6 protein-coding genes are annotated in these 14594 nt (G+C 71.8%); 2 read left to right on the top strand and 4 right to left on the bottom strand.

Annotation, left to right across the window (positions count from 1 at the left end):
• Positions 1–17: 17 nt before the first annotated feature.
• From fxsT to ligD, 4 genes are all read right to left on the bottom strand, one after another.
• Positions 18–4679 (bottom strand): FxSxx-COOH system tetratricopeptide repeat protein, encoded by a 4662-nt coding sequence (gene fxsT, locus ACFQRF_RS21065; protein ID WP_379872868.1) that lies wholly within the window; start codon positions 4677–4679, stop codon positions 18–20.
• Positions 4676–5818 (bottom strand): AAA family ATPase, encoded by a 1143-nt coding sequence (locus ACFQRF_RS21060; RefSeq protein WP_379872867.1) that lies wholly within the window; start codon positions 5816–5818, stop codon positions 4676–4678. Before ACFQRF_RS21060 ends, fxsT begins: the two co-directional genes overlap by 4 nt.
• 12 nt (positions 5819–5830) lie before the next feature.
• Entirely contained in the window at positions 5831–7705 is a 1875-nt protein-coding gene (locus ACFQRF_RS21055) for a VMAP-C domain-containing protein (protein WP_379872866.1), read from the bottom strand.
• Positions 7706–8028: 323 nt separating this feature from the next.
• Positions 8029–8955, bottom strand: coding sequence for a non-homologous end-joining DNA ligase (gene ligD / locus ACFQRF_RS21050; RefSeq protein ID WP_379872865.1), 927 nt, complete (start codon positions 8953–8955; stop codon positions 8029–8031).
• Between the two features lie 195 nt (positions 8956–9150).
• Here ligD and ACFQRF_RS21045 point away from each other — a divergent pair, with 195 nt between their 5' ends.
• Entirely contained in the window at positions 9151–10569 is a 1419-nt protein-coding gene (locus ACFQRF_RS21045; protein ID WP_379872864.1) for a cytochrome P450 family protein, read from the top strand.
• A gap of 220 nt (positions 10570–10789) precedes the next feature.
• Positions 10790–14314: a DNA polymerase III subunit alpha gene (dnaE, locus tag ACFQRF_RS21040; protein ID WP_379872863.1), complete on the top strand. Its 3525-nt coding sequence runs from the start codon at positions 10790–10792 to the stop codon at positions 14312–14314.
• Positions 14315–14594: the final 280 nt, after the last annotated feature.

Genomic DNA, 14594 nt, shown 5'->3' with positions numbered 1-14594 from the left:
GCACGGTGCCCCCACGGTCACAGGGCCGTCAGGAAGATGTCGCAATTGGCGCGTGATCCGCGCTGCGCGCCGATGGTGGCCGGGTGCTCCGGCCCGAACACCTCGACGTATCCGCGTACGACCTCGGCCTGCTCGTCCTCCGTCCCCGACTCGCCCCTGGCCCGCCGGTCCAGGACGAGGTTGCGCCGCGCGGCCAGCGTCAGCGGATGCTGCGGACGGAAGATGCTGCGGCACCGCTCCACGGTCGCGGTGTCGAGCTCCAGCGCCGCGTCCACCTGCCCGACCGCGAACCGGTCGCTGGCCAGGTTGACCGCGCACGCGATGGTACTGGGGTGGTCGTGCCCGAGCCGGTCCACCAGCACCTCGTAGGCCGCCTCGTCCATGGTGAGCGCCTCGGCGGACCGGCCGGTCATCCGCAGCGCGACCGCCAGGTTCACCGAAGCGCTGGCGGTGTGCGAATGGTCCGGCCCGAAGATCGACAGGTAGGACTGCCCGACCTCCTCGGCGAGCTTCACCGCGGCGTCCATGTCGTCCACGGCCCGCAGCGACAGCGCATGGCAGGCGGCCGAGCACACCGTGTCGTGCGCGTCGGGCCCGTTGCGCTCCAGGCTCATCCGCCACGCCGACTCCGACAGCCGCAGCGCCTCCTGCGGCATTCCGTTGCGCCGCCGCAGGGTGGACAGCGTCCGCAGCGCCGCGAGCCGCCCCGGCGAGTTCTCGGCCGCCGTCCGGGCGATGAGCTGGTCGATCTCCTCCATCTCGGCCATGGCGTCGCGGTACCGGCCCGCCTCCATCAGGTCGATGGCGCGGGCGTGCCGGCTGCCCAGGGTGAACGGGTGCTCGGCCCCCAGCATCTCCGAGCGCTGCCGGTACACATCCGAGTCGATCTCCAGCGCGCGCAGGAAGTACCCGGTGTGCCGCAGGCCGACCGCGTGCAGGTGCGCCGCGCCGACCGTCAGCAGGTCGTCCGGGCCGAACAACCGCTGGTACTTCTCGTAGACCTCGCGGCCCACCTCCAGCGCGCGCTGCAGCTCCCCGATGTTGCGCAGGTCCCAGGTGAACTTGGACCGTGCGTCCAGCGTCTCCTCGTCGTCCGGACCCCGGGTGGCGGTGAGGATGTCCAGCGCGTCGCTGCACTGGTCGTAGGCGTCCTGGAACCGGCCGAGCTGGCGCAGGACGTGCGCGTAGGCGAGCATGGCCCGCAGCGTCTGCGAGTGGTCCGGCCCCAGGTGCTCACGCCAGTAGCGCACCGCGTGCTCGGCGAGCTCCAGCGCCTCCTGGTAGCTGCCCCAGTGCGCCAGGAAGGTGATCTCGTTGAGGACGAGCTGGCGGGACCAGTCGTCGTAGCAGTTGACCACGTTCGCGGCTCGCACGTGCGGCAGCAGCTCGGCGTAGCGCGGCCACTCCTGGGCGGCCGTCGGGTCGCCGGGGTCCTGGTTGGCCAGCAGCATGTGCGCGCTGTGCTCCAGGTCCAGCTGCTCCTCCGTGCTGAGCGGCAGCTTCAGGGTCTGCTGGACCAGCCGGTGCAGCTGGAACGACTCGGTCCGGTGGTCCATCCGGACCAGCGCGTACTTGTCGATGGCGCGCAGCGCCCGGCCGAGCTTGATCGGGTCGGACAGCACCTCGGCCAGCTCCTGCGGCGCCTCGATGTTGCGGGCGCCGTAGAAGAGCCGCCGCGGAATGGGTTTGGGCGCCAGGAAGGCGCACACCCGCAGCAGTTGCAGGGCGGCCGGGTTGGTGTCACGCAGCCGGTCCAGCGACATGTTCATCGTCGCGGCGACCGAGTGCGGGTAGTCCGCGCTCGGCCGGACACTGGACAGCAGATCGGCCGCCTTCTGCTCGAACACGCCCAGCCACTCCGAGACCGGCATCAGCGTCTCGTACAGCCACACCGCGGTCTGCTCGATGGCGAGCGGCAGGTCGCCGAGCTTCTCGGCGATCTGGTCGGCCTCCTCCTCGGTCAGCGTGGCCGGGCCGCGCCGCCGCAGCAGCTCGATGCTCTCGGCACGGTCGAAGACGTTGACCTCCAGGGCGCTGTCCGGGCCGGTGCGCCACGCCGATTCCCGCGAGGTCACCAGTACCCTCCCGGAGCCGTCCACGGGCAGGAAGTTGCGGAGGTCCGTGGGCTCGCCGGCGTTGTCGTACACCAGCAGCCAGTTCGCGTACGGCCGCCCGGAGCGCAGCGCCTCCAGCGCGGCGCGCACCGCGACCGCCGCCTCGCCGCCGCCGATGTCCAGCCCCAGCCGCACGGCTAGGTCGATCAGCGACTGCTGGATCTGCGCCGTGGTGTCGGCCGGGACCCACCACACCAGCTCGTACTTGTGGCGGCTCCGGTACACGTACTCCAGCGCGAGCTGGGTCTTGCCGACACCGCCCATGCCCTGCAGCGAGTGCGGCAGCACCGCCGTGGTGCCGCGGCTGAGCCGGTCGTCCAGCTGGCGAAGCAGCTCGGCCCGGCCCACGAAGTTGGGGTTGCGCGGGGGCACCTGGCCCCAGATCGGCGGAGGGTCGCCGGGGCGGCGGCGGACGAAGGTCGGCAGGGATGGATCGGTAACCACGGTTCCTCCATCAGGGAGTTCAGTCGGCGTTGACCGCTCCGCGGGAGCAACGTGAGGTGCCTGTTCCGGGGCGGTGGAGTCAACCAGGGAGTCTGGGGTAGTCACGCGCTCGCCGTCCGTAGTGTCGCGGGGGGTGGGCAGAGCGGCGTCCTCTCCCGTGGGGGGCGCGCCGCCGAGCCGCGGATCCGCCTCGAACTCTACTTCGGGAACCGCCGTCGACGCAGGGCTTTCACCGTCTTGACCTGGGAAGACCGCGGAAGCTTCGGTGGTGCCGCCGGAATGCGGCGGGATGTCGGGCCGCTCGGCGTCGAGACCGGCCAGCCGGTCGGCCGCCGCGCGGTAGGGCTCGGGGAGCGCGTCCAGTGCCGCCCGCACGGAGCCCGCGAAGGGGACGGCGTCGGGGTCCGGATCGGCGAGCGCCGCACCGTCGGGCGCGGCCATGAAGCGCTCCAGGTCCGCGAACCACGGCACCTGCGCGCTCAGCCGGTGCGCGACGGTCCGCAGCAGCCGGATGATCTCCGACCGCCGCCCGCCCGAGGCCAGCAGCGAGGCGCGCACGCCGGGACGGAACCGCAGCGTCACGCGGGCGGGGTCGCTGATGTCCACCTCGGCGGGGACGCGCTCCACCAGCCCACCGCACAGCACCTCGGTGAGGTCCGTGGAGTCGGAGCCGGGCAGCATCGTGTCCTGCACGAAGTGGATCAGCGGCAGGTTCAGCGGCACGGCCGCCAGGTGCACAGCGAGCTGGAAGGCGGCGGGCGACGCGGTGGCGCGGAAGCGGCGCACCGCCGCGCCCGGCTCCTCCGGCGGCCGCGGATCGCGGTCCGCGGGCGCTTCGAGGCCGTAGACGTCCGCCTCGGGTGGTTCGCCGCGCACCATCAGGGCGGGGACCCGGTATCGCGGGGCCGCCTGCTCGCGGGTCACGAACCGGACCCAGCGCCGCAGGCTGTCGGGCTCCAGTTGCAGCACGGGGACCGGAAGCGGCTCCCCGTCCCCGCCGGCCGGCCGGACCGGCCCGCCGCGCGACAGCGGGCGCGCCGCATAGCGCCGGTTGGCCGCCAGCCCGAGCGGCGGCGCGTCCGGCGTCGTCAGCTCCACCCGGTGCAGCCGCATGCCGGTGCGCCGCCACTGGTGCCGGGACAGCAGCTGGACCACCGCGAGGGAGGCCGAGCGTCCCCACCGCGCCAGCCACGACTGGACGGCGTCGGTGTGCCAGCCGTGCCCGACCGCGTCGGTGAGCACCAGGGCGACCGCGTCGTCGCGGGCATCGCGGAACAGCTCCTCGGGCGCGGGCGCGGCCCCGTGCGCGGCGACGAGTTCCAGGAAGTCGTGGCTGGCCTTGTCCGAGTCGAACCGCAGCACCGTCATGCTGCGGAACACACCGAGCGGCGCGAGCAGTTCGGTGAAGTCGTCCACCAGGGAACGGTGCAGCAGCATCGACAGCGAGTCGTCGACCAGGAGCGTCAGGTCGACACCCAGCTCCCGGCCCGGCCGCATCCGGGGCAGGACCGGTGTCGCCCCGCGCGCCAGGGCGTGCGGCATGGCGAGCGCCCGCTGCGCGAAGTCGTCGGCGGTACGCCGCTCGTCCAGTTCACGCCGGCGCGGGTCGGACCGCCAGGCCCGGAACGGCCGGAACTCCCGGGGCAGCCGCTGGCGGTCGGCGATCCGCCGGGCCCCGGCGGAACCGGGGACCGGCACGCCGGTCAGGGGCGAGGCGGCCACGACGGGGTCCGGCGTCGGCCACGACGGCCGGTCGGCCTGCCGCTCGGCCACGTCCGCGGGCGGCGGCGCCTCCCCGGGGGTGGGCGGGGGCGCCGGAGGGGGCGAGGGCGGCGGCGCGGCCGGCCGGTGGTCCCGATCGCTCTCCGGTTCGGGGCCGACGGCCGGGGGCCGGTCCGCTCCGTCGCCCGCGTCACCCGGGCGCGGGCCGTCCTTCGGTGCGCCGCCGGGGTGCTCGTCGTCCAGACGCGCGCGCTGGGCGGCCAGCCACAGCCAGTCGGCGATGTCCCACCACGCGGGCGGGCCCTCCGGCTCCGCCGACGGCGGGTACCCCGGAACCGGGGCCGGTCCCCCGACCGCCCCCGAGCCCGTCCCATGTGCGTGACCTGCGGGATCGGTCACTCTCGGCCCGCTTCCGTCAGCCGCTGCCAGACCAGCTTCAACACGCGGTTCAACGAATTGTCCTCTGAGGATCCGGTATCGACCGGGACCCCGGTACTAGCGAGATAGACCGAGTTCAATAGCTGGTCCACCGAAAGGCCGTCCAGGCTCTGGTACCGACGGAGGAAACTCTCGATGAGCTCGCGGTCCTGGCCGCGGGTGCGGTCGGTGAAGTGCGCGACGACGATGTCGGCGAGCTGCTCGGCCGTGGGCTCGGCCAGGTGCAGCTCCAGGCACCGGCGCCGGAACGCCGGCGGGAACGGCCGCTCTCCGTTGCTGGTGATGACGATGAACGGGAAGGCCGCACACCGCACCATGCCGTGCCGGATCCGCGCCGTGCGGTCCGGATCGTCGATCGGGACGGTGATCTCCGGTGCGGTCGAGCGCAATCGCGACAGCTCGGGGATCTGGTAGCCGCCGGCCTCCAGCACGTCCAGCAGGTCGTTGGCGAGGTCGAGGTCGCCCTTGTCGAACTCGTCGATCAGCAGCACCCGCGGGCGGGTGTACGGCAGCAGCGCGGTGCCCAGCGCCGCCAGCCGGAGGTAGTCGCCCACCGAGTGCGTCGCGCGCCGGCCGGCGGGGTCCGCACGCCCGTCCTCCCGGCCGAGCGCGCGGGCTCCGGCGGCCGCCATGGAGATGTCGTTGATCCGGGCGATGGGGTCGTACTCGTACAGGCCGGAACGCAGGTCGGTCCGGCTGTTGATCGGCCACCGCAGCACCCGGCCGAGCTTGAGTTCGCGGGCCACCCGGTAGGCCAGGCTGGACTTCCCGATCCCCGGCGGCCCGGTGACCAGCAACGGGCGTCTCAGGCGCAGGGCCGCGTTGACCGCCTCGATCTCCTCCTGGGGCCGGTACACCGGTTGCGCGCGCGTGGCCGGGCCCAGCACCCGGGTCATCTCCGCCTCGTCGTCCGGGGGCGGCGCCAGCGGCGGCCCGCCGTCGAACCGGCGCCACGGCGGCGCCGGCGGCAGCACGTCGGCGAGGTCGAAGTAAGGGCGGGGCTGGCCGGTGCCGCGGTAGATCCACCACGCCGGCCGCGGGGCATCCGTCTCAGGTTCGTGCTCGGAGCGCTCCGGACTGGACGGCGGGGAAGTCGCCATCGTGGGCCCTTCCTACGAATCGGAAGCTGTCACGGTGCGAGGCGGGGTGTGGAGTGAACCAGAATGTCGGATCCCGGGAATTCTCGTGGGGTCATCATAGAGGAGGGCGACATGGTACGGATCGAACAATTCCGATTCTCCTGATGCTCGTTTCCCCCGTCTGACCCGCTGATTCCGGAGCGATCGGGGGAGTTCCCTCACATGCGACCCAGGAGGCGCGGACCGCTCGTCCGCGGCGAGCAGTGACCGCAACAGGCCACGGAAGCCCACCTCGTTCTCTTTGCGCTGCTCAGGAGTCTCCGGCGTCGCCGTCCGGCGCCAGAGGATCACCGGGATGCCCGCCTCCAGGGCCACATAGAGGTCGTCCCGCCCCATCTCGTCGGCGGGTCCGTCCACCAGGACGCAGGCGACGATGTCGATGTCCTCCAGCTCCTCGGGCAGTTCCGCCGGGTGGTCGCGGTCCCGCGCCCAGTACACCCGCCCGCCGCCCTGGCTCAACCGCTCCCAGCGGCGCTGCCACCGCCACAGGTGCGGGCGGTAGTCCGGCTCGTAGGCGCGCTCCCAGCTACGCAGCACGACCTCGAACCGGGCGCCCAGCCGCGGCGCGCGCCGGGCCCGCGTGCGGCCGGCCTCCCAGCTCTCCACCGGCAGGTCCAGCAGTGTGACCGGCAGGACGCACTCGATGCGCAGCCGGTCGGTGCGGCCGCCGCGCCGCCCCAGCTCCTCTTCGGCGCGGCGGATGAGCTCCAGCACGTGCTCGGGGACGTCCTCGGTCGCGACCTCCCGGGGCTCGCCGTAGTCGTCGTGCGCGGCCCGGTCGGAGCGGCCGAAACCGAGCCAGTGCGACACCAGGTGGCTGGGCGGCGGCCCGGCGTCGGCGTCGAGCGGCTCGGCGCGGATCACCAGCCGGGCGGGCTCGGCGCCGCCCTCCGCCGGTTGCGGGCCGCGCGCCCGGAAGTCGGCGATGAGGGCGGCGTGCCGCGGATGCAGCGCGTCGCTCCACGCGCGCAGCCGGGGCCGCAGGTACGGAACGGCGTGCGCCGCCTCCTCCAGGAAGATCAGCCGGCGGGGGACGCCGTCCTCGCGGGGCGGCAGATCGTCCAGCTCGGTGAGCGCCGCCCAGGCGGTGGACAACTCCCAGCGAATGCCGCCGACGTGGCGATCGTCCACCGCGGCCGCGTACGCGTGCTCCACGCGGACGAACTTGAGGTCGGACAGCATCGCCAGCAGGTCGTCCGGCACCGCCCCCACCGTCAGACGGCGCGGGACCGGGGTGAGGCCGGACAGGCGGGGGATCGAACGGATCGGAATCATCCAGCCGACCAGCCCAATGGTGCCGTCCTGGCGTACCGAGGTGCTGACCAGCACGCCCAGAACCGCCCCGGTGGCGGCGTCCAGCACCGCGCACCCGCTGAAGCCGTGCTCGATCCGGGCCCGGCTGTCGGGCGAGATGTCGAGCTGCACCCGCCCGGTCCGGTTGCCCCCCGGGTCGCGCACCCGTACCCCGGCTCGCAGGCCGTAGGGCGAGTCGCGCGGGTACCCGATGACGTGGATGGTGTCCGTCTCGCGGGCCTGCTCGACGCTCAGGGAGAGCCGCGCGTGCGCCAGGCCGGGCGGCACGTCCACCAGACGGAGGACGGCGATGTCCTGGGTGGGGCCGTCGGTGTACCACTCCTCCACGGTGGCCTGGCCGCGCCAGGCGCTGTCGTATATCGGACTGTCGATCTCGATGACGGTGTCGGCACCGGGACGGCCGTCGCCGGACCGTGCGGTGCCCAGCGCGTCGCGCACCACGTGTGCACAGGTGAGCAGTCGCCCCTGGGGGAGCAGGGTGCCGCCTCCCACGGGGGCGGTCCCGCCACGCCCGTCCGTCGCCAGAACGCGCATCTGCCACGCGTGGTGCTGCGATGATGAAGGCGATGCCACTGTGGCGTTGCCTCTTTCTTCGATCTTTGATTGTGTCTTTCGGCCGCGTCGGCCGCTCCGCAGAATTCATTATCGTTAGATCGATGGATACGCGAGGATTGACCGTAATGACAAGCCCTTTGAGCCATTCGACGGCTCGTGCAGGTCAGACGTTCCTCACCAGAAACATCGGCCGCCGATAATCACACGGAACGGCTGCGGTCCGAAATCCCGGAGCAGCGATCCCCCGCGGCGACGAGGGCACGTCCGGGGCACCCCGTGGCGGCGCGGCCGCCATCGCCGGCTCAGCGCGCGCCGGCCGGCCGCGGCAGCCGCTCGGCGGCCCGCCGGGGCGAACGGGCGTGGCGGGCCATCCCGTGCCAGGGGTCCGAGCCCAGCCGGTCGCCGATCGTGCCGATCGACCAGTCCCGCGCCGAAGTGACCTCGTCCAGTTCCGCCCACTCCAGCGGGGTGGCGACGGGGGCCCCGGGGCGCGGGCGCACCGCGTACGGCGCGACCGCGAGCTGGGCGTAGGCGTTGCGCAGGATGTCCACGAACAGGCGGCCGCCGCGCTGGTTGCGGCGCACCCGCGTGGTGAGCCGGTCCGGGTGGCGGCCGGCAAGGGTGTCCGCCGCGTGGCGGGCGAACTCCCTGACGTCGTCGAAGTCGAGCTCGGGGCGGATGGGCGCCACCACGTGCAGCCCGCGCGACCCGGTCGTCATCACGTAGCAGGCGAGACCCAGCTCGTCCAGCAGGTCCCGGACGTCGTAGGCGGCGCGGCGGGCCGCGTCGAAGTCGTCGCCCGGCGGGTCGAGGTCGAAGATCAGGCGGTCGGGCCGGCGCAGGTGGTCGGCGCGGCTGAGCCAGGGGTGCGGGGTGATGACCGCCTGGTCGGCCAGCCACAGCAGCGTCGCCACGTCGTCGCAGACGACCATGGTCGTGGTGTCGGAGTTCCCGCGCTGCACCGGCACACCGTGCACCCACGGCGGCGCGTGCCGGGGGCGCCGCTTCTGGTAGAAACCATCGCTGCCGATGCCGTCCGGGAACCGTTCGAGCGCCATCGGGCGCCCGCGGATGTGCGGCAGCATCAGCGGCGCCACGGCCCGGTAGTGCCGCACCAGGTCGCGCTTGGTGGCCCCGTCGCGGCCGAAGAGCGGCTTGTCCGGGTGCCCGATCGAGATGCGCCGGCCCCCGGCGTGCAGCGTCTCCGCCTCCGGATGCGTCGCGGTCATGGTCGCCCCCTCCGTCCGGCCCCGCCTCTGGGAGGTCCCCTGCCCGACGCGTCCACGGCCATGCACGGCGGGCACCGGCCCTCCGGGGCGGCGGGGGCACGGAGCGACGGGCTCGGAGGGGGAACACCGTACGGTGCGGCAGCGATCCCGCGCCCGTGACGACGACCGGTCACTATCAGGCTATTTTGGGTGACCATGGAGCCATCCGAAGACACCTCAGCGGTAAGCCCGGTCACGCCACCCCCCGGATGCCCGCTGCACTCCAACGCTGTCCCGCTCTACGGCGAAGCGCTCGCGGAGGACGACACCGAACGGTGGGAGCGCCTGCGCAAGCGGTTCGGCGGTCTGGCGCCGGTCAAGGTGGAGCCCGAGGTCGCGGCCTGGCTGATCCTCGGCTACGAGGAGCACCGACAGATCCTGCGCGACCCGCACCTCTTCACCCACGACGGCCGGATCTCCAGAGAACTGCTGGAGGGGCGCCTGCGGCCCGAGCACGGCACCTACCCGCTCGTGAACTACCGGCCCAACGCGCTGCACAACGACGGCGCGGAGCACCAGCGGCTGCGCACCGCGCTCGTCGACAGCTTCGAGAAGCTGACCAGCACGCGGGTGCGGGCGGCCATCGAGGACCTCGCCAACGACCTCATCGACGCCTTCGCCGCTGACGGCAAGGCCGACCTCATCGGCCAGTACGCCACCTGGATCCCGCTGCTGACGCTGAACCGCATGTTCGGCCAGGAGGACCGGCACGGCTACTTCCTGTGCGAGCTCATGGTCAAGCTGTGGAACGGCGAGGGGGCGGAGGCCGGCGCGGCCGACCAGGCCATGGTCGAGTACCTGACCCGCCTCATCTCCGACAAGCGCCGCCGGCCCGGCCCCGACATCACATCGTGGCTCATCGCGCACCCCGCGGAACTCTCCGACGAGGAGGTCACCCAGCAGATCCTGCTGCTCATCGCCGCCGCGCACGACCCCACCACCCACCTGATCGGCAACACGCTGCGGCTGCTGCTGACCAACATGGACCTGCGGTTCTCGCTGGCCGCCTCGGTCATCCAGATCGAGGAGGCCCTGGACGTCACCCTCTGGCAGGACCCGCCGTTCAAGACGCTCATCGGCCGGTACGCCACCCGTGACACCACCGTCGCCGGGTACCAGATCCGCCGGGGCGACATGCTCATCCCCGGGTTCGCCGCCGGCAACAACGACCCGATCCTGCGCGACGCCGACGGCAACCCGCCGCACGCACAGCGTCCGGTCAGCCGCGCCCACCTGAGCTGGGGGCTCGGTCCGCACAGCTGCCCGGCCCGCGGCATCGCCTACCAGATCGCCGCGACCAGCATCGCGACCGTCTCGGCACGGCTGCCCGACATCCAGCTCGCCGTGGACCCAGGCGAACTGCGGCGCCGCCCCTCACCGTCCATCAACGGCCTGGTCGAACTGCCGGTGACCTTCGCCCCGCAGCAGCCGCTCGCCCGCCCGCACCGCGCGGAGCCGGCGCCCCCCGCCCCGCCCGCGCCGCCGGCGCCCACGGAGACGGTGGAGCGCCCCCGCACCATCGGCGGCATCTGGGACCGGGTCAGCGGCGCGGTCCGCGCCTGGTTCGGTGTCTGACTCCGGACGGGACGCGCCCGGCGCGTCCCGCCGCTCCGGGCCCGGGCGGACCGGCGGCCCGGTCCGGCCCCCGGCGCCCCACGGCCGGTCCCGGCCACGGCGGTGCGGCGTCCCGCGATCGTGACCATCCTTGCTGTGGACAACGGCCGCGCCGGGCGCGGCGGAGTCATAGGCTCAGAGACATCACCAGTCCATCGAGCCGCACGGGGGCCAACGCGTCATGGCAGACTCCTTCGTCCATCTGCACGTCCACACCGAGTACTCCATGCTCGACGGTGCGGCGCGGTTGAAGCAGCTGTTCGAGGTCGCGCAGAAGGAGAAGATGCCGGCCGTCGCCATGACCGACCACGGCAACATGCACGGCGCGTTCGACTTCTACAAGCAGGCCAAGGCGGCCGGCGTCACCCCCGTCATCGGGGTCGAGGCGTACGTGGCGCCGGAGTCACGGTTCCTGAAGAAGCCGGTCCGCTGGGGCGAGCCCAGCCAGAAGAGCGACGACGTCTCCGGTGGCGGTGCGTTCAACCACATGACCATGTGGGCGCAGAACAAGACCGGCCTGCACAACCTCTTCAAGCTGAACTCGCGGGCCTCGAAGGAAGGCTACTTCCGCAAGCCCCGCATGGACATGGAACTCATCGCCGAGCACGCCGAGGGCGTCATCGCCACCACGGGCTGCCCCTCGGGGGCCGTGCAGACCCGGCTGCGCCTGGGCCAGTTCGACGAGGCCGTCAAGGTCGCCGGTGAGTACCGCGACATCTTCGGCAAGGACAAGTTCTTCGTCGAGCTGATGGACCACGGGCTCGACATCGAGACCCGGGTCCGCGAGGACCTGCTCCGCATCGCCAAGCGGCTCGACCTGCGCTTCGTCGTCACCAACGACTCGCACTACACCTACGAGAGCGAGCGCGACGCCCACGACGCGCTGCTGTGCATCCAGACCGGCGCCCAGCTGGCCGACCCCAACCGGTTCAAGTTCGGCGGGTCCGGCTACTTCCTGAAGAGCGCCGAGGCCATGCGCGCCATCGACGGCTCCGACGCCTGGCTGGAGGGGTGCCGCAACACCCTCGCCATCGCCGAGATGGTCGACACCTCCGGCATGTTCGACTACTACGACCTGATGCCGAAGTACCCCATCCCGGAGGGGCAGACCGAGGAGGGCTTCTTCCGCGCGGAGGTGCTGCGCGGACTGGAGCGGCGCTTCCCGCAGGGGGTCCCCGACAACTACGTGCGCCAGGCCGAGTACGAGATCGACGTCATCGTTCAGAAGCGCTACCCGTCCTACTTCCTGGTGGTCGCCGACTTCATCAACTGGGCCAAGGAGAACGGCATCCGGGTCGGGCCGGGCCGTGGCTCGGCCGCAGGGTCGCTGCTCGCCTACGCACTCGGCATCACCGACCTCGACCCGCTGCCGCACAGCCTGATCTTCGAGCGGTTCCTCAACCCCGAGCGCGAGTCCCCGCCCGACATCGACATCGACTTCGACGAGCGCCGGCGCGGCGACGTCATCCGGTACGTCACCGAGAAGTACGGCGAAGACAAGGTCGCCATGATCGCGACCTTCGGCACCATCAAGGCGAAGGCCGCCGTCAAGGACGCCTCGCGCGTCCTGGGCTACCCTTACGCGCTCGGCGACCGCATCTCCAAGGCGTTCCCGCCCGCCGTCATGGGCAAGGACATCCCGCTCAGCGGGATCTTCGATGACAAGCACCCGCGGCACAACGAGGCGGGGGAGCTGCGCAAGCTCTACGACGAGGACGTCGACGTCAAGAAGGTCATGGACCTCGCGCAGGGTCTTGAGGGCCTGATCCGGCAGACCGGCGTGCACGCCGCGGGCGTCATCATGAGCGCCGAGACCATCACCGACCACATTCCGGTCATGCGCCGCGACTCCGACGGCGTCATCATCACGCAGTTCGACTACCCGACCTGCGAGACGCTCGGCCTGATGAAGATGGACTTCCTCGGCCTGCGCAACCTGACCATCATCGACGACTGCCTCAAGAACATCGAGGCCAACCGCGGCGAGAAGGTCGACCTGCTGGAGATCGGGCTGGACGACAAGCCCACCTTCGAACTGCTGCAGCGCGGCGACACCCTCGGGGTGTTCCAGTTCGACGGCGGCCCCATGCGGTCGCTGCTGCGCCAGATGAAGCCCGACCACTTCGAGGACATCTCCGCGGTCGGCGCCCTCTACCGGCCCGGCCCCATGGGCGCCAACTCGCACATCAACTACGCGCTGCGCAAGAACGGCCAGCAGGACATCACCCCGATCCACCCCGAGCTCGCCGAACCGCTGAAGGAGATCCTCGGCACGACCTACGGCCTGATCGTCTACCAGGAGCAGGTCATGCAGATCGCGCAGAAGGTCGCCGGCTACACGCTCGGCCAGGCCGACCTGCTGCGCCGCGCCATGGGCAAGAAGAAGAAGGAGGTCCTGGACAAGGAGTTCAAGCCCTTCAGCGAGGGCATGAAGGCCAACGGCTTCTCCGACGAGGCCATCAAGACCCTCTGGGACATCCTGGTCCCGTTCTCCGACTACGCCTTCAACAAGGCGCACAGCGCCGCCTACGGACTCGTCTCCTACTGGACCGCCTACCTCAAGGCCAATTACGCGGCCGAGTACATGGCGGCGCTGCTCACCTCGGTCGGCGACGACAAGGACAAGAGCGCGCTCTACCTGAACGAGTGCCGCCGGATGCGCATCAAGGTGCTTCCGCCCGACGTCAACGAATCCGACTCCACCTTCACCCCCCGCGGCTCCGACGAGATCAGGTTCGGGCTGTCGGCCATCCGCAACGTGGGCGGCAACGTCGTGGACGGCATCGTCAAGGGGCGCACCGAGAAGGGCAAGTTCACCAGTTTCGCGGACTTCCTCGACAAGGTGCCGGCGCAGGTGTGCAACAAGCGTGTGGTGGAGTCGCTGATCAAGGCGGGCGCCTTCGACGAGTTCGGTCACCCGCGCAAGGGCCTGGTGCTCGTCCACGAGCAGGCGATCGACGCCATCATCGGACACAAGCGGGCGGAGGCCGCCGGTCAGGACTCGCTGTTCGGTGGCATCGCCGAGCCGGAGTCCGGCATCCAGGTCGTCCCGGACATCCCAGAGGGGGAGTGGGACAAGACCACGCTGCTCACCTTCGAGCGCGAGATGCTCGGCCTGTACGTGTCCGACCACCCGCTGCTCGGTCTTGAGGGGCTGCTGGCCGCCAACACCGACTGCAGCATCGCCGAGCTGGCCGAGCGCGGCGACGGTGCCATGGTCACGGTCGGCGGGCTGCTCTCGGGCCTGACCCGCAAGGTCACCAAGCAGGGCAATTCCTGGGCCATGGCCCAGCTGGAGGACCTGGGCGGCGCGGTCGACTGCATGATCTTCCCCAACACCTATCAGCTCTGCTCGCAGGTGCTGGCCGAGGACGCCGTGCTCTACGTCAAGGGGCGGCTGGACCGGCGAGAGGACACCCCCAAGCTCATCGCCATGGAGGTCATCCAGCCGGACCTGTCCCAGGTGGGCAAGGAACAGCCGGTGGTGGTGTCGATGCCGCTGTCGCGGGTGCAGAGCGACGTCATCAACGAGTTCCGCGACATCCTCACCCGCAACCACGGGCGGGTCCAGGTGCACCTCCAGGTGCACAACGGGCCGCGCACCACGGTGTTCGCGCTGGACGACCGGCTGCGGGTGAGCCCGTCCCCCGAGCTCATGGGCGACCTCAAGGCGCTGCTCGGCTCCAACTGCCTCGGCGGGGTCTGACCCGCCGCACGCCGCGCTGGTCTTCCGGCCGCGCGGGCCGTGTCGCTTTCTTCCGCCGCCGACGCGTAGGGGCCTTCGGCCTTTGGCGTCGGCGGCTCGCCGCTCTGTTCGTCCGGTCGCGCTCGCCGCCTCGCTTTCCTTCGCCGCCGACGCGTGAGGGCCTTCGGCGGTGGGTGTCGGCGGCTCCGGAAGCTCGGCGGCTCGCCGCTCGGTGTTCCTGGTCGCGCTCGCCGCCTCGCCTTCCTCCGCCGCCGACACGAAGAGGGGCTACGCCAGGGGT

Source organism: Marinactinospora rubrisoli, assembly GCF_042664915.1.
Classification (GTDB): Bacteria; Actinomycetota; Actinomycetes; order Streptosporangiales; family Streptosporangiaceae; genus Marinitenerispora; species Marinitenerispora rubrisoli.
The sequence above is the reverse complement of the archived record's forward strand: the minus strand, read 5'-3'. Positions and strand labels throughout refer to the sequence as shown.